The following is a 17,768-nucleotide window of genomic DNA, read 5'->3' on the forward strand; positions in this document are numbered from 1 at the left end:
GTCCGTTTTAGCATCGGGCGGGAAAAGCCTGGAACCTGGAGAGCCTTTTTTGAGCCAGGAATATACTGAAGACAAAGACGTCACATTGACGAAGTTAAGCAGCGGGCGCCGACTTCTGGAAGCGTTGTTGATACTTATTGCCCTTTTTGCCGTCTGGTTGATGGCGGCCTTGTTGAGCTTTAACCCTTCGGACCCCAGTTGGTCGCAAACCGCCTGGCATGAACCCATCCATAATTTAGGCGGCGCGCCGGGCGCGTGGCTGGCCGATACACTGTTCTTTATTTTTGGCGTAATGGCCTACACCATCCCTGTCATTATTGTCGGCGGGTGTTGGTTTGCGTGGCGTCATCAGTCTACGGATGATTACATCGACTATTTTGCTGTGTCGCTACGCCTTATCGGCGTGCTGGCGCTGATTCTCACTTCCTGCGGTCTGGCGGCCATTAATGCCGACGATATCTGGTATTTCGCCTCCGGCGGCGTAATTGGCAGCCTGTTAAGCACCACGCTGCAGCCGTTGTTGCATAGTAGCGGCGGAACGATAATGCTTCTCTGTATTTGGGCTGCCGGGCTGACGCTCTTTACCGGCTGGTCCTGGGTTAGTATCGCCGAAAAATTAGGCGGCTGGCTGCTTAATATACTGACCTTCGCCAGCAACCGTACCCGGCGTGATGATACGTGGGTTGACGACGAAGAGTATGATGACGAATACGATGAAGAAACCGACGGCGTGCAGCGTGAATCTCGCCGGGCGCGTATTTTGCGCGGCGCGTTGGCGCGTCGTAAGCGACTGGCTGAAAAATTCAGCAATCCACGGGGCCGTCAGACCGATGCCGCGCTCTTTTCCGGCAAACGGATGGATGATGACGAGGACATTCAGTATAGCGCGCGCGGCGTCGCTGCCGATCCCGACGACGTTCTGTTTTCGGGCAACCGTGCGACGCAGCCGGAATATGATGAATATGATCCGCTGTTAAACGGCCATTCTGTCACCGAACCGGTCGCCGCCGCTGCGGCCGCAACTGCCGTCACCCAGACGTGGGCAGCGTCCGCCGATCCCATAATGCAAACGCCGCCCATGCCGGGGGCTGAGCCGGTTGTCGCGCAACCGACCGTGGAGTGGCAGCCCGTACCGGGGCCGCAAACCGGCGAACCGGTTATCGCGCCTGCGCCGGAGGGGTATCAGCCTCATCCGCAATATGCTCAACCGCAGGAGGCGCAAAGTGCGTCGTGGCAGCAACCTGTGCCTGTCGCTTCCGCGCCGCAATACGCCGCGACGCCAGCGACCACAGCAGAATATGACTCTCTTGCGCCGCAGGAAACACAGCCGCAATGGCAGGCGCCGGATGCCGAACAACACTGGCAGCCGGAGCCGACTCATCAGCCGACGCCGGTTTATCAGCCGGAGCCGATAGCGGCTGAACCTTCTCACATGCCGCCGCCGGTTATCGAACAGCCGGTTGCCACCGAGCCTGAACCTGACACAGAAGAGACCAGACCTGCCCGTCCTCCGCTTTACTATTTTGAAGAGGTGGAAGAGAAACGCGCCCGTGAGCGCGAACAACTGGCGGCATGGTATCAACCGATTCCGGAGCCGGTAAAAGAGAACGTGCCGGTCAAACCTACGGTATCTGTCGCGCCGTCGATACCGCCAGTGGAAGCGGTAGCCGCCGCCGCGTCGCTTGACGCAGGTATTAAGAGTGGCGCCCTGGCAGCAGGCGCCGCGGCCGCTGCGCCTGCCTTTAGTCTGGCTACTGGCGGCGCGCCGCGTCCGCAGGTGAAAGAGGGGATTGGTCCGCAACTGCCGCGTCCGAACCGCGTTCGCGTGCCGACCCGACGGGAACTGGCATCGTACGGTATTAAGCTGCCGTCACAGAGGATTGCAGAAGAAAAAGCCCGCGAGGCGGAGCGCAATCAGTACGAGACGGGCGCGCAGCTAACCGATGAAGAAATAGATGCAATGCATCAGGACGAGTTAGCCCGTCAGTTTGCGCAGTCGCAGCAGCATCGTTATGGTGAGGCGTATCAGCACGATACTCAACAGGCAGAAGATGACGATACCGCTGCGGAAGCTGAATTAGCCCGCCAGTTTGCCGCTTCGCAACAGCAGCGCTATTCCGGCGAGCAACCCGCTGGCGCGCAGCCGTTCTCACTGGACGATCTGGATTTCTCGCCAATGAAAGTATTGGTTGATGAAGGCCCGCACGAACCGCTGTTCACGCCGGGTGTCATGCCCGAGTCAACGCCTGTCCAGCAGCCGGTAGCGCCGCAGCCGCAGTACCAGCAGCCGCAACAGCCGGTAGCGCCGCAACCGCAGTATCAGCAGCCGGTAGCACCGCAGCCGCAGTATCAGCAGCCGCAGCAGCCGGTAGCACCGCAGCCGCAGTATCAGCAGCCGCAACAGCCGGTAGCACCGCAGCCGCAGTATCAGCAGCCGCAGCAGCCGGTAGCGCCTCAGCCGCAGTATCAGCAGCCGCAACAGCCGGTAGCGCCTCAGCGGCAGTATCAGCAGCCGCAACAGCCGGTAGCGCCGCAGCCACAGTATCAGCAGCCGCAACAGCCGGTAGCGCCACAGCCGCAGTATCAGCAGCCGCAACAGCCGACAGCGCCGCAAGACAGCCTGATCCACCCGCTGTTGATGCGTAACGGCGACAGTCGTCCATTACAGCGTCCGACGACGCCGCTGCCTTCGTTAGATCTTCTGACGCCGCCGCCGAGCGAAGTTGAACCGGTAGATACCTTTGCGCTGGAACAAATGGCGCGTCTGGTTGAAGCGCGTCTGGCGGATTTCCGCATTAAAGCTGATGTGGTGAACTATTCGCCAGGCCCGGTCATTACTCGTTTTGAACTGAATCTGGCCCCGGGCGTTAAAGCAGCGCGTATCTCCAACCTTTCCCGGGATCTGGCGCGCTCATTGTCAACGGTAGCCGTACGCGTTGTGGAAGTCATTCCAGGCAAACCTTACGTAGGGTTGGAATTGCCGAACAAGAAACGGCAAACCGTTTATCTGCGCGAAGTGTTGGATAACGCCAAATTCCGCGAGAATCCGTCGCCGCTTACCGTGGTGTTAGGTAAGGATATCGCGGGCGATCCGGTAGTGGCGGATCTGGCGAAAATGCCTCACCTGCTGGTGGCCGGTACGACAGGTTCCGGTAAGTCGGTCGGGGTTAACGCCATGATCCTCAGTATGCTGTATAAAGCGCAGCCGGAAGACGTTCGCTTTATCATGATCGACCCGAAAATGTTAGAACTCTCGGTCTATGAAGGTATACCGCATCTGCTGACAGAAGTTGTTACCGACATGAAAGACGCGGCTAACGCGTTACGCTGGAGCGTCAATGAGATGGAGCGTCGCTATAAGCTGATGTCCGCGCTCGGCGTGCGTAATCTGGCTGGGTATAACGAGAAAATCGCCGAAGCGGCCCGCATGGGGCGTCCGATTCCGGACCCGTACTGGAAGCCGGGCGACAGTATGGATGTTCAGCATCCGGTTCTGGAAAAACTGCCGTATATCGTGGTACTGGTTGATGAATTTGCCGACCTGATGATGACCGTCGGTAAAAAAGTTGAAGAGCTGATCGCGCGTCTGGCGCAGAAAGCGCGCGCCGCGGGGATTCACCTGGTACTGGCGACGCAGCGTCCGTCGGTCGATGTGATTACTGGTTTAATTAAAGCCAACATACCAACCCGTATCGCTTTTACCGTATCCAGTAAGATCGACTCCCGCACCATTCTTGATCAGGGTGGCGCTGAGTCGCTATTGGGAATGGGGGACATGCTCTATTCCGGACCAAACTCCACCATGCCGGTACGTGTCCATGGGGCGTTTGTGCGTGACCAGGAAGTCCATGCGGTGGTGCAGGACTGGAAAGCGCGCGGTCGTCCGCAATATGTGGATGGCATTACCTCCGACAGCGAAAGCGAAGGTGGCGGTGGCGGTTTTGACGGCGGCGAAGAATTAGATGCGCTATTTGATCAGGCCGTTAATTTCGTCACCCAGAAGCGTAAAGCGTCCATTTCCGGCGTTCAGCGTCAGTTCCGCATCGGCTATAACCGTGCGGCGCGTATTATCGAACAGATGGAAGCGCAGGGTATTGTCAGCGCTCAGGGGCATAACGGTAATCGTGAAGTGCTGGCTCCGCCGCCTTTTGAGTAAACCTGTAAGCCGGATGGCGCTGTGCAGGCTGCCATCCGGCAACAAAATTCAGTATTTTCTTCTTTCCTCATGCTGATTTTTGGCCTGGAATAGAAAGCAAAAGGAGCTCCTGGTCGGGAGTGTCGAAACCTGAGGAATAATGATGAAAAAAATGGCAATCGCCTGTGCATTACTTTCAAGCGTTGTAGCCAGCAGCGTATGGGCTGACGCCGCCAGCTCTCTGAAAAGCCGTCTGGATAAAGTGAGCAGCTTTCATGCCACCTTTACTCAAAAAGTCACCGATGGCAGCGGTGCTGCGGTGCAGGAGGGACAGGGTGATTTATGGGTTAAGCGGCCAAATCTATTCAACTGGCATATGACGCAACCTGACGAGAGTATTCTGGTTTCTGACGGCAAAACGTTATGGTTCTATAACCCGTTTGTAGAACAGGCTACCGCCACGTGGTTGAAAGATGCCACCGGAAATACACCGTTTATGCTGATTGCCCGCAACCAGGCCAGCGACTGGCAGCAATATAATATTAAGCAGGATGGCGATAATTTTGTGCTGACGCCGAAAGCCAGCAACGGCAATCTGAAACAGTTCACCATCAATGTGGGGCGCGACGGGACTATCCACCAGTTTAGCGCCGTAGAACAAGACGATCAGCGTAGCGCCTATCAGCTAAAATCCCAGCAAAACGGCGCTGTTGATCCGTCAAAATTTACGTTTACTCCACCGCAAGGGGTAACGATAGACGACCAACGTAAGTAGAGGCGATGAGTGAGCAATCTGTCGCTCGATTTTTCTGATAATACGTTTCAACCGCTGGCCGCGCGAATGCGGCCGGAAAATTTAGCGCAGTATATCGGCCAGCAGCATTTGCTGGCCGCAGGTAAGCCGTTGCCTCGCGCTATTGAGGCCGGGCATCTGCACTCCATGATTTTATGGGGGCCGCCAGGGACTGGGAAAACCACGCTCGCTGAAGTGATCGCCCGCTACGCCAGCGCCGATGTCGAGCGTATTTCCGCCGTCACTTCTGGGGTAAAAGAGATTCGCGAAGCTATCGAGCGCGCCCGCCAGAATCGTAATGCCGGTCGCCGTACCATCCTGTTTGTCGATGAAGTGCATCGCTTTAACAAAAGCCAGCAGGACGCCTTTTTACCGCATATCGAAGATGGCACTATCACCTTTATCGGCGCGACCACGGAAAATCCCTCTTTTGAGCTGAACTCGGCGCTATTGTCGCGAGCGCGGGTCTATCTGCTGAAATCGTTGACCACTGACGATATTGAGCAAGTACTGGACCAGGCGATGCAGGACAAAACGCGTGGTTACGGCGATCAGGATATCGTGTTACCGGATGAGACACGGCGAGCGATTGCTGAGTTGGTCAATGGCGACGCGCGGCGCGCCTTAAATACGCTGGAAATGATGGCTGATATGGCGGAGGCGGATGACAGCGGCAAACGCGTTTTATTGCCCGCCTTGTTGACCGAGATCGCCGGCGAGCGCAGCGCGCGTTTTGATAACAAAGGCGATCGCTTCTACGATCTTATTTCCGCCTTACATAAATCAGTGCGCGGCAGCGCGCCGGATGCCGCCCTCTATTGGTATGCCCGTATCATTACCGCGGGAGGCGATCCGCTGTACGTGGCGCGTCGCTGCCTGGCGATTGCCTCGGAAGATGTGGGTAATGCCGATCCGCGCGCGATGCAGGTCGCCATTGCCGCGTGGGATTGTTTCACCCGCGTCGGCCCGGCTGAAGGCGAAAGGGCGATCGCGCAGGCTATCGTTTATCTCGCCTGCGCGCCGAAGAGCAACGCCGTCTATACCGCCTTTAAGGCTGCGCTGGCCGACGCGCGCGAACGTCCTGATTATGACGTTCCTGTCCATCTGCGTAATGCGCCAACCAAACTGATGAAAGAGATGGGCTATGGCCAGGAATACCGCTATGCCCACGATGAGCCCAATGCCTATGCTGCGGGTGAAGTGTACTTCCCGCCGGAAATCGCGCAAACGCGCTATTATCATCCGACAAATCGTGGTCTGGAAGGTAAGATTGGCGAAAAGCTCGCCTGGCTGGCTGAACAGGATCAAAATAGCCCCACAAAACGCTACCGCTAGTGTAAACGTTGCGGTAAGGTTATCTCTAAATATGATGCTCCAGGTATCATGGCGTTGATGATGAACCTCGTTATGCCTGATAGCACGTTGCTTATGAGATCCGCGGGTATAGCGCAATGGATGCGTTGTTGCTGTCGTCGGTCAGGTAAGGCGAAAACGTCGCTATTACGTAAACGCGGTTTACGTTCATCAATACAATCAGAGGCGATCATCAATTGATCGCGTTTCCTTTTATTATTCGATAAGCACAGGATAAGCATGCTCGATCCCAATCTGCTGCGTAATGAGCCAGACGCAGTCGCTGAAAAACTGGCACGCCGGGGCTTTAAGCTGGATGTAGATAAGCTGCGCGCTCTTGAAGAGCGTCGTAAAGTTTTGCAGGTCAACACGGAAAACCTGCAGGCGGAGCGTAATTCTCGATCGAAATCCATCGGCCAGGCGAAAGCGCGCGGGGAAGATATCGAGCCTTTACGCCTGGAAGTGAATAAACTGGGCGAAGAGCTGGATGCGGCGAAAGCCGAGCTGGATACCTTGCTGGCGGAGATCCGCGATATCGCGCTGACCATCCCAAACCTGCCTGCGGATGAAGTGCCGGTAGGTAAAGATGAAAACGACAACGTTGAAGTCAGCCGCTGGGGTACCCCGCGTGAATTTGATTTTGAAATCCGCGATCACGTCACCTTAGGGGAAATGCACTCCGGCCTCGACTTTGCCGCCGCGGTTAAGCTGACCGGCTCCCGTTTTGTGGTGATGAAAGGACAGATTGCGCGTATGCATCGCGCATTGTCGCAGTTCATGTTGGATCTGCATACGGAACAGCACGGCTATAGCGAAAACTACGTGCCGTATCTGGTTAACCACGACACGCTGTATGGCACCGGTCAACTGCCGAAATTCGCAGGCGACTTATTCCATACCCGTCCGCTGGAAGAAGAAGCAGACAGCAGCAACTATGCTTTGATCCCGACGGCGGAGGTTCCGCTGACCAATCTGGTACGCGATGAAATCATCGACGAAGATCAGCTGCCGATTAAAATGACGGCGCATACGCCTTGTTTCCGTTCTGAAGCAGGTTCTTATGGTCGTGATACCCGTGGCCTGATTCGTATGCATCAGTTTGACAAAGTTGAGATGGTGCAGATCGTTCGCCCGGAAGATTCTATGGCTGCGTTGGAAGAGATGACCGGCCACGCGGAAAAAGTGCTCCAGCTACTGGGACTGCCGTACCGTAAAATCATTCTGTGCACTGGCGATATGGGCTTCGGCGCCTGCAAAACCTATGACCTCGAAGTCTGGGTTCCGGCGCAGAATACCTACCGCGAGATCTCTTCCTGCTCTAACGTCTGGGACTTCCAGGCGCGTCGTATGCAGGCACGCTGTCGCAGCAAGTCCGACAAAAAGACCCGTCTGGTCCATACCCTGAATGGTTCTGGTCTGGCGGTAGGTCGTACCCTGGTGGCCGTGATGGAAAACTATCAGCAGGCTGATGGCCGCATTGAAGTGCCGGAAGTATTACGTCCGTACATGAACGGACTGGAATATATCGGCTAATCCTCGCTTTCTCCTCTTCTAAAAAGCGCCTTCGGGCGCTTTTTTTATGCCAGTTTGATACCGGACAATAATCCCTACCCTATTAGGGGTAATACTGATTTCGAATGAAGGTCAGTTTTTAACACTATTTTTCTACTTTTTCGATATATATCAGACTTTATAGCGATGCTATCGCTATATAAAATTCTATACATCGTTTTATTGTTTTTTTTATTGTGAGCAGCAGAGTGAGCCCTTATGAAAACTAAGATCCCTGATGCCGTGCTGGCAGCCGAGGTGAGCCGTCGTGGTTTAGTCAAAACCACCGCGATAGGCGGCCTGGCGATGGCCAGTAGCGCATTTACCCTGCCATTTACCCGCATCGCTAACGCCGCAGAGGCGATAAGCCCGACGAAAACCGACGAGAAAGTCGTCTGGAGCGCCTGTACGGTAAACTGTGGCAGCCGTTGTCCGCTACGTATGCATGTTGTGGATGGCGAAATCAAATATGTAGAAACGGATAATACCGGAAACGATGATTACGATGGCTTGCATCAGGTTCGCGCCTGCCTGCGCGGTCGTTCTATGCGTCGTCGCGTCTATAACCCGGATCGGCTCAAGTATCCGATGAAGCGCGTCGGCGCGCGCGGCGAAGGTAAATTTGAGCGTATTAGCTGGGACGAAGCCTACGATATCATTGCCACCAATATGCAGCGTCTTATCAAAGAGTATGGCAACGAGTCCATTTATCTGAACTATGGCACGGGTACGCTGGGCGGCACTTTGACACGTTCATGGCCGCCAGGAAAAACGCTGGTCGCTCGTCTGATGAACTGCTGCGGCGGTTATCTTAACCACTACGGTGATTACTCTTCCGCGCAAATCGCAGCGGGTCTGAACTACACCTATGGCGGCTGGGCGGATGGCAATAGTCCATCCGACATTGAAAACAGTAAGCTGGTGGTGTTGTTTGGTAATAACCCTGGCGAAACCCGCATGAGCGGGGGCGGTGTAACCTATTACCTTGAACAGGCGCGGCAGAAATCAAACGCGCGGATGATCATTATCGATCCTCGTTACACCGACACCGGCGCCGGTCGCGAAGATGAGTGGATTCCGATTCGTCCAGGTACCGATGCGGCGCTGGTCAATGGTCTGGCATATGTCTTAATCACCGAGAACATGGTCGATCAGCCGTTCCTGGATAAATATTGCGTCGGTTATGACGAAAAAACCTTGCCTGCCAGCGCGCCGGAAAACGGTCACTACAAAGCCTATATTCTGGGCCAGGGTAAAGACGGTATCGCAAAGACGCCGGAGTGGGCGGCGCAAATTACCGGTATTCCGGCAGATCGCATTATTAAACTGGCGCGAGAAATCGGCAGCGCTAAACCCGCCTATATTTGCCAGGGGTGGGGACCACAACGTCATGCTAATGGAGAAATCGCCACGCGCGCCATCTCAATGCTGGCGATCCTGACGGGTAATGTTGGGATTAACGGCGGTAACAGCGGCGCGCGCGAAGGGTCTTATGCCCTGCCATTTGAACGTATGCCCACGTTGGAAAATCCGGTTGAAACCAGCATCTCCATGTTTATGTGGACCGATGCCATTGAACGCGGCCCGGAAATGACAGCGTTGCGTGATGGCGTGCGGGGGAAAGATAAGCTGGACGTGCCGATCAAAATGATCTGGAACTATGCTGGCAACTGTTTGATTAACCAGCACTCTGAGATTAACCGCACCCACGAAATCCTGCAGGATGATAAGAAATGCGAAATGATCGTCGTTATCGACTGTCATATGACCTCGTCGGCAAAATACGCCGATATTCTGTTGCCTGATTGCACTGCTTCTGAGCAGATGGACTTTGCGCTGGATGCCTCCTGCGGGAACATGTCTTACGTTATCTTCACTGACCAGGCGATTAAACCGCGCTTCGAGTGTAAGACGATTTATGAGATGACCAGCGAACTGGCGAAACGTCTTGGCGTGGAACAACAGTTTACCGAAGGACGGACGCAAGAAGAGTGGATGCGTCATCTGTACGAACAGTCGCGTAAATCCATTCCGAACCTGCCCACCTTTGAGGAGTTCCGTAAGCAAGGCATCTTCAAACAGCGTGACCCCGAAGGCCACCATGTCGCCTATAAAGACTTCCGCGAAGATCCGCAAGCGAATCCACTTACAACGCCATCGGGCAAGATTGAAATCTATTCACAGGCGTTGGCGGATATCGCCGCCACCTGGGAGCTGCCGGAAGGCGACGTGATCGATCCATTACCGATCTACACGCCAGGTTTTGAAAACTATAACGATCCGCTAACGGATAAATTCCCGCTGCAGTTGACGGGTTTCCACTATAAAGCGCGTGTGCATTCCACTTATGGCAACGTAGACGTACTGAAAGCCGCCTGTCGCCAGGAAATGTGGATTAACCCAATGGATGCGCAGAAACGCGGTATCAACAATGGTGATAAAGTCCGCATCTTCAACGATCGCGGCGAAGTACACATCGAGGCTAAAGTGACGCCGCGCATGATGCCGGGCGTGGTCGCCCTGGGAGAAGGCGCATGGTATGACCCGGATGCAAAACGCGTGGATCAGGGCGGATGTATTAACGTACTGACGACCCAACGTTCTTCTCCGCTGGCGAAGGGGAACCCGTCACATACGAACCTCGTTCAGGTTGAAAAGGCGTAAGGAGTAACCGATGACAACCCAGTATGGATTTTTTATTGATTCCAGCCGTTGCACCGGTTGCAAAACCTGCGAACTGGCCTGCAAGGACTACAAAGATTTGACCCCGGATGTCAGCTTCCGCCGCATTTATGAGTATGCAGGCGGTGACTGGCAGGAAGATAACGGCGTCTGGCACCAGAACGTCTTTGCCTATTACCTCTCCATTTCGTGTAACCACTGCGAAGACCCGGCCTGTACCAAAGTCTGCCCGAGCGGCGCGATGCACAAGCGCGATGACGGTTTTGTGGTGGTGAACGAAGAGGTCTGTATCGGCTGCCGCTACTGCCACATGGCCTGCCCGTACGGCGCGCCGCAATACAACGCGGCCAAAGGTCATATGACTAAGTGCGACGGCTGTTATGACCGGGTGGCGGAAGGCAAGAAACCGATCTGCGTCGAATCCTGCCCGCTGCGGGCGCTGGATTTTGGCCCGATAGACGAACTGCGTAAAAAACACGGAGAGCTGGCTGCCGTCGCGCCGTTGCCGCGCGCGCATTTCACGAAGCCGAATATTGTGATTAAACCCAACGCCAACAGCCGCCCGACCGGGGACACTACCGGTTATCTGGCCAATCCGAAGGAGGTATAAGATGGGAAGTGGATGGCATGAATGGCCGTTGATGATCTTCACGGTCTTTGGTCAGTGCGTGGCCGGTGGTTTTATTGTTCTGGCTCTGGCGCTGATGAAGGGCGACCTGCGCGCGGAAACGCAGCAGCGGGTGATCGCCTGTATGTTTGGTCTGTGGGTGCTGATGGGGATTGGCTTTATCGCCTCGATGCTGCATCTGGGCTCGCCGATGCGCGCGTTTAACTCGCTTAACCGCGTAGGTGCTTCCGCACTGAGCAATGAAATTGCCAGCGGCTCGGTGTTTTTTGCGGTCGGCGGGATTGGCTGGCTGCTGGCGGTGCTGAAAAAGCTGCCGCCGGCACTGCGCACACTCTGGCTGATTATCACGATGGTACTGGGCGTCGTCTTCGTCTGGATGATGGTACGCGTCTATAACAGCATCGATACAGTACCGACCTGGTATAGCGTCTGGACGCCGCTGGGCTTCTTCCTGACGCTCTTTATGGGGGGGCCGCTACTGGGTTATCTGCTGCTGCGCATCGCAGGCGTGAACGGTTGGGCGATGCGTTTGTTGCCTGCGGTGTCGGTGCTGGCGCTGGTGGTTATTGCCATTATGGTGGCCATGCAGGGCGCGGAACTGGCGACGATTCACAGTTCCATTCAGCAGGCGTCTGCTCTGGTGCCGGATTATGGCTCGCTGATGGCCTGGCGTATGGTGCTGCTTGCGGCGGCGTTGTGCTGCTGGATTGTGCCACAGTTAAAAGGGTATCAACCTGCGGTACCGTTGCTCTCTGCCGCCTTCATTCTGATGCTGGCGGGGGAATTGATTGGCCGCGGCGTATTCTATGGGCTGCATATGACCGTTGGCATGGCGGTAGCCAGCTAACGCGTTGACGCGCATTCGGCCTGCAGAACGTGCAGGCCGACTACGCCTTTAGCCGCCATCAATCTAAGGAATATAACCGGGGCGGAGAAGGCGCATATAAATCCATAGAGAAGAAAACGAAGCTAAAGGAACCATGAAATTTTTCGACTGAACAAAACGCCTATTTTGCGGGTTAGATCAATAAAAACAAGGGGATGAATTTTTAGCCTTTCAATATATTCACGTGCAGAATAAGTAAATCAAATCGATAGTCTCAAAACTTGCGGATCGCCCATGCGGAGCCGATTGACAATGTTTTTGGCGATGGCATGATGCGCATGAAATTTGAACTTCCTCACGGTTTTTATTCATGTCCACCTATACCCGTCCCGTCATGCTTTTGCTGTGCGGGCTACTTTTGTTGACCCTGGCCATTGCGGTACTGAATACGCTTGTGCCGCTGTGGCTTGCTCAGGCAAACCTTCCGACCTGGCAGGTGGGGATGGTCAGCTCGTCTTATTTTACCGGCAATCTGGTCGGGACGTTATTTACCGGGTATTTAATTAAACGCATTGGGTTTAACCGTAGCTATTATCTTGCCTCGCTGATCTTCGCCGCGGGTTGTGTCGGGTTGGGGGTGATGGTGGGGTTCTGGAGCTGGATGAGCTGGCGTTTTATTGCCGGTATCGGCTGCGCCATGATTTGGGTGGTTGTCGAAAGCGCGTTGATGTGCAGCGGAACCTCGCATAATCGCGGACGCCTGCTGGCTGCCTATATGATGGTCTATTACATGGGGACCTTCCTTGGACAATTATTGGTCAGTAAAGTATCTGGTGAATTGCTGCACGTCCTTCCCTGGGTGACCGGAATGATTCTGGCGGGAATTCTGCCGCTACTCTTTACCCGAATTGTAAATCAGCAAACGCAGGCACGTCATTCCTCTTCTATTAGCGCCATGCTGAAGCTACGCCAGGCGCGTCTTGGCGTGAATGGTTGTATTATTTCCGGCATTGTTCTTGGTTCATTATATGGTCTGATGCCGTTATATCTGAAGCATCAGGGGATGGCTAACGCCAGCATCGGTTTCTGGATGGCGGTGCTGGTGAGTGCCGGTATTTTGGGGCAATGGCCAATGGGACGTCTGGCGGACAAATTTGGTCGCTTGCTGGTGTTACGCGTACAGGTATTCGTTGTCATACTCGGCAGTATTGCCATGTTAACCCAGGCGGCGATGGCGCCAGCTCTGTTTATTCTGGGGGCGGCGGGTTTTACGCTTTATCCCGTTGCAATGGCCTGGGCCTGTGAAAAAGTCGAACACCACCAGCTTGTGGCAATGAACCAGGCGCTGTTGTTAAGTTATACGGTAGGGAGCCTGTTGGGGCCGTCTTTTGCTGCGATGTTAATGCAGAATTATTCAGATAATCTGCTGTTTATTATGATCGCCAGCGTATCGTTTATTTATCTGCTGATGCTGTTACGTAACGCCGGCCAGACGCCTAATCCTGTCGCCCACATCTGACTGTTCTCTGAATCGTATGCAGGACGTGAGTCTTGCATACTCTTTGTTTATGTTTTACGTAAAATAATTGACCTGCATAATTTTCTTGCTTTACTGAAAAATAAAATGTGCCGAAGGTTATAATTTTGCGCTCCTCTATTTTCTCTCTTCGTCTTTACCGCGCATAATCCCCCGCTTCATTTATAGTAATAGCATTGTGTTCACGAAGGATCGCGTTATGCCGAATGTGCAGGAAAAACAGTTGCGATGGTACAACATCGCCCTGATGTCGTTTATTACCGTTTGGGGATTCGGCAATGTTGTCAATAACTATGCTAACCAGGGGTTAGTGGTTGTCTTCTCCTGGGTGTTTATTTTTGCGCTCTATTTTATTCCTTATGCCTTAATCGTGGGGCAACTGGGCTCAACCTTCAAAGAGGGAAAAGGGGGCGTCAGTACCTGGATTAAGCATACGATGGGGCCGGGGTTGGCTTACCTTGCGGCATGGACTTATTGGGTCGTGCATATTCCCTACCTGGCGCAAAAGCCGCAGGCGATACTCATTGCATTGGGATGGGCTTTAAAAGGCGACGGCTCGTTGATAAAAGAATATACCGTCGTTGCCTTGCAGGGGCTGACGCTGGCATTGTTTGTTTTCTTTATGTGGGTTGCTTCCCGGGGGATGAAATCGCTAAAGGTTGTTGGGTCTGTGGCCGGAATTGCCATGTTTATCATGTCAATTTTATATGTTGTGATGGCAGTGACCGCGCCAGCAATTACAAACGTTGAAATTGCGACCACTAACATCACCTGGCAGTCATTTATTCCTCATATCGATTTTACCTATATCACCACCATCTCTATGTTGGTCTTTGCGGTTGGTGGGGCAGAGAAGATCTCGCCTTATGTCAACCAGACGCGGAATCCAGGAAAAGAATTTCCGAAGGGGATGCTCTTTTTAGCCGTCATGGTTGCGGTCTGCGCTATCCTCGGTTCGTTGGCGATGGGAATGATGTTTGATTCCCGGCATATACCTGACGATTTAATGACCAATGGGCAATATTATGCATTCCAGAAATTGGGTGAGTATTACCATATGGGTAATTCATTGATGGTGATTTATGCCATTGCCAATACTCTGGGGCAAATCGCCGCGCTGGTGTTTTCTATTGATGCGCCACTGAAAGTATTACTGGGTGATGCAGACAGTAAATATATCCCGCAGCGCTTATGTCGTACTAACGCTTCAGGTACGCCAGTTAATGGTTATTTGCTGACATTAGTGTTGGTCGCTATCTTGATTATGTTGCCAACGCTTGGCATCGGCGATATGAACAACCTGTACAAATGGCTGCTTAATCTCAACTCAGTCGTCATGCCGCTGCGCTATCTGTGGGTATTCGTCGCCTTTATTGCCGTCATTCGACTGACGCAAAAGTACAAACCCGAATATGTGTTTATTCGCAACAGGGCGTTGGCGTTAACTGTGGGAATATGGTGTTTTGCCTTCACCGCGTTTGCCTGCCTTACCGGTATTTTCCCCAAAATGGAGGCGTTCACGCCGGAGTGGACATTCCAGCTGACGTTGAACATCGTGACGCCTTTTGTCCTGGTCGGGTTGGGATTAATTTTCCCACTGCTGGCGCGTAGAAACACATAACGACGCTCTTTTCCACGGCGCTCCTGCCAGGCGAGCGCCTTTTAAGGTCACAGGTGCCTGGGTTCCAGGCGAGACAACGGTATTAACAGGCGCCGGGGCAGCAATAGTTGTCAGACCTTCAACTCAGCAGCAGATAAGCGACTCCTGTATTTAATTCCTGGTAAGCGCAATATTGTTAACCAGGCCTGTCTGACGGCAGGGTCGGGTATTTTAGCGGTAAGAGCGTTATCCAGACAGCAAAACGGCTACCGTCATGAGTAGCCGTTTAAAAGCGGGTAAGATAGCAGGCGATTAATACATCACTTTATGACCATACTGCTCAAGAATACCCTTTACACGTTCCATGGTCTCTTTTTTAGGCGGTTTCACGCCATCCAGTTTATATTCTTCGCCCATTGCCACCCATTTATGTTTGCCCAGCTCATGATAGGGCAGCAGTTCGATTTTTTCGACATTACCCATATCGCGGGTAAACTCACCCAGGCGATGCGCGGAATCATCGTCGTCAGACCAGCCGGGAACGACAACGTAACGGATCCAGACCTTCACATTTTTCTTTGATAAATACTGCGCGAATTCCAGCGTCCGGTGATTGGATACACCGACCAGATTCTGGTGGATCTCATCATTCATCTGCTTGAGATCGAGCATCACCAGATCGGTAACGTCCAGCAGTTCATCAATCACCGGGTCATAACGGCGCACAAAGCCGTTGGTGTCGAGACAGGTGTGGATACCTTCTTTTTTACAGGCGCGAAACCAGTCGCGTACAAATTCTGCCTGCAAAATGGCCTCGCCGCCGGATGCCGTCACGCCGCCGCCAGAAGCATTCATAAAATGCCGATAGGTCACCACCTCTTTCATTAAGTCTTCAACGGTGATTTCTTTACCGCCATGCGTATCCCATGTGTCGCGGTTATGGCAATACAGGCAGCGCATCAGGCAGCCCTGGAAAAAGGTAATAAAGCGGATGCCTGGGCCATCAACGGTGCCACAGGATTCAAAGGAGTGAATGCGACCAATAACCGGCTTTTTATCAGCAGTTACTGCAACACTTTCATTTGTAATACAATCGGTTAAGTTACTCATATCGCTTCGGCTAGCTCTAAATAACATGGGGTTTATGGACACATTCCGGGCATGTTGAGCACCCTGGTAAGGGGGTTGCATCCTGTAAAAAAGCGGTACTGCGAGCGTAAATTTTGGACTACAGAATGTGTGGCTGTTCCAGAATGTGCTGCAATGGAGCTATTTTACCTCTATTCAGTATAAAATATACGGCAAATCTATGCTCCATAACTCGCACCGCCAGAAATTCTGGCTCATTCATCAGTCCGGTACCTCTGTTTAACGCTCAAACCGCAATACATACTGCAAGTGTATCATCCATAGCGCCTTGGTTTTGCTGTTTATGATCCGCCTCTTTTTTCAAATGATTGGCGCCGTTTTGTTGTGGTCAGAACGAAAATAATTCTCAACATAATTCAGATGTGTCCAAAGAACGTTATGCGCTGTCCAGCGCCTGGCGTCGCATTCAACGTGCAATCAGGTGTAAATCTGATGTTATTTCTAAACCCGGACTGATTCAATCTCTTAAATAGAGTGTGGTTTTAATCAAAAAATGAGAGCAACGGATTGGATTTTGCTTTCGCGGTAAATAATCAAGGGAGTTATTATGCCAGTTACGTTAAGTTTTGGTAATCATCATCACTATGACATTAATCGTTCGCGGCTAGTCCGTTTGATGAATCCTGATAAAGAAGAAGCGCTATATATGGGGCCATGGGATAGATTTAAGGACTACTTCAGAGCACACAAAAAACAAGAGGTGCTGGAGGTATTATATACACTCATCCATGGGTGTGAACGTGAAAATCAAGCTGAACTTAATGTTAATATAACCGGCATGGAGAAGATACATGCCTTTACACAATTAAAACAATATGCTGATCCATCCCAACAAGACCGCTTTGTTATGCGTTTTGATATGAGTCAGACACAAGTTGTATTTGAGATTGATGGCCAGATTATTGATAAATGTAATTTGCATCGTCTCCTCAACGTTTCAGAAAACTGTATTTTTAAAGTGATGGAAGAAGATGAAGTAGAGTTGTTTTTTAAAGTATGTATTAAGTATGGAGAAAAAATTGCTCGCTATCCAGAATTATTAGAAGGCTTTGCTAATCAACTTAAAGATGCAGTTAATGGGGATGATGACGTTAAGGATGAAGTTTATAAGCTTATGCGATCTGGAGAAGATCGAAAAAGGGAATGTGTTGAATGGAATGGTACGCTTACTGAAGAGGAGAAGAATAAACTACGCTGTCTTCAAATGGGGTCTTTTAATATTACTACCCAATTTTTTAAAATAGGTTACTGGGAATTAGAGGGGGAAGTCCTGTTTGATATGGTTCATCCAACACTTAGCTATCTGCTACAAGCATATAAACCGTCATTGTCATCTGATTTAATAGAAACTAATACCATGCTGTTTTCTGATGTATTAAATAAGGATTATGATGATTATCAAAATAATAAAAGAGAAATTGATTCTATTCTGAGAAGAATATATAGATCACATAATAACACTTTATTTATAAGTGAAAAGTCGAGTTGTCGCAATATGCTTATATAAAAAGTCA

The 17,768-nt window shown here is 52.2% G+C and carries 11 protein-coding genes and 1 pseudogene; 10 read left to right on the forward strand and 2 right to left on the reverse strand.

Annotated elements, in window-relative coordinates:
• The first annotated feature begins 49 nt into the window (after window positions 1–49).
• The 9 genes from ftsK (at window position 50) to NA197_RS17550 (ending at window position 15,126) form a co-directional block, all read left to right on the forward strand.
• Window positions 50–4,156, forward strand: a complete 4,107-nt coding sequence (ftsK, locus tag NA197_RS17510; protein ID WP_219560786.1) for a DNA translocase FtsK — start codon at window positions 50–52, stop codon at window positions 4,154–4,156.
• Between the two features lie 142 nt (window positions 4,157–4,298).
• Window positions 4,299–4,910, forward strand: coding sequence for an outer membrane lipoprotein chaperone LolA (gene lolA / locus NA197_RS17515; protein WP_001519746.1), 612 nt, complete (start codon window positions 4,299–4,301; stop codon window positions 4,908–4,910).
• 9 nt (window positions 4,911–4,919) lie between these two features.
• Window positions 4,920–6,263: a replication-associated recombination protein RarA gene (gene rarA, locus NA197_RS17520; RefSeq protein WP_000067785.1), complete on the forward strand. Its 1,344-nt coding sequence runs from the start codon at window positions 4,920–4,922 to the stop codon at window positions 6,261–6,263.
• Between the two features lie 258 nt (window positions 6,264–6,521).
• Window positions 6,522–7,814, forward strand: coding sequence for a serine--tRNA ligase (serS, locus tag NA197_RS17525; protein WP_000886697.1), 1,293 nt, complete (start codon window positions 6,522–6,524; stop codon window positions 7,812–7,814).
• A 237-nt stretch (window positions 7,815–8,051) separates the two neighbouring features.
• The gene (gene dmsA, locus NA197_RS17530) at window positions 8,052–10,496 is read left to right on the forward strand and encodes a dimethylsulfoxide reductase subunit A (RefSeq protein WP_064043620.1); all 2,445 of its coding nucleotides are present in this window, start codon (window positions 8,052–8,054) and stop codon (window positions 10,494–10,496) included.
• 10 nt (window positions 10,497–10,506) lie between these two features.
• Window positions 10,507–11,124, forward strand: a complete 618-nt coding sequence (gene dmsB, locus NA197_RS17535) for a dimethylsulfoxide reductase iron-sulfur subunit DmsB (protein WP_000213069.1) — start codon at window positions 10,507–10,509, stop codon at window positions 11,122–11,124.
• Between the two features lies 1 nt (window position 11,125).
• Complete coding sequence (locus NA197_RS17540; RefSeq protein WP_079849416.1) at window positions 11,126–11,989, forward strand: dimethyl sulfoxide reductase anchor subunit family protein; 864 nt, start codon at window positions 11,126–11,128, stop codon at window positions 11,987–11,989.
• Between the two features lie 349 nt (window positions 11,990–12,338).
• On the forward strand, window positions 12,339–13,487 hold the full coding sequence (locus NA197_RS17545; protein WP_000109271.1) for an MFS transporter: 1,149 nt from the start codon (window positions 12,339–12,341) through the stop codon (window positions 13,485–13,487).
• Window positions 13,488–13,704: 217 nt separating this feature from the next.
• The gene (locus NA197_RS17550; protein WP_064043286.1) at window positions 13,705–15,126 is read left to right on the forward strand and encodes an APC family permease; all 1,422 of its coding nucleotides are present in this window, start codon (window positions 13,705–13,707) and stop codon (window positions 15,124–15,126) included.
• Between the two features lie 291 nt (window positions 15,127–15,417).
• On the opposite strand, the gene pflA is transcribed toward NA197_RS17550, so the two are convergent.
• Window positions 15,418–16,215, reverse strand: a complete 798-nt coding sequence (pflA, locus tag NA197_RS17555; RefSeq protein ID WP_000067928.1) for a pyruvate formate lyase 1-activating protein — start codon at window positions 16,213–16,215, stop codon at window positions 15,418–15,420.
• Between the two features lie 118 nt (window positions 16,216–16,333).
• Window positions 16,334–16,671, reverse strand: a pseudogene (locus NA197_RS17560) (cytoplasmic protein).
• 130 nt (window positions 16,672–16,801) lie between these two features.
• Between NA197_RS17560 and sopD2 the strand changes: the two are divergent.
• Window positions 16,802–17,761 carry a type III secretion system effector SopD2 gene (sopD2, locus tag NA197_RS17565; RefSeq protein WP_023234489.1) on the forward strand — a complete coding sequence of 320 codons (960 nt, stop codon included), beginning with the start codon at window positions 16,802–16,804 and terminating at the stop codon, window positions 17,759–17,761.
• Window positions 17,762–17,768: the final 7 nt, after the last annotated feature.

Origin of the sequence: Salmonella sp. NW884, from assembly GCF_051700745.1 — a bacterium.
In the GTDB taxonomy this organism is placed as follows: domain Bacteria; phylum Pseudomonadota; class Gammaproteobacteria; order Enterobacterales; family Enterobacteriaceae; genus Salmonella; species Salmonella enterica.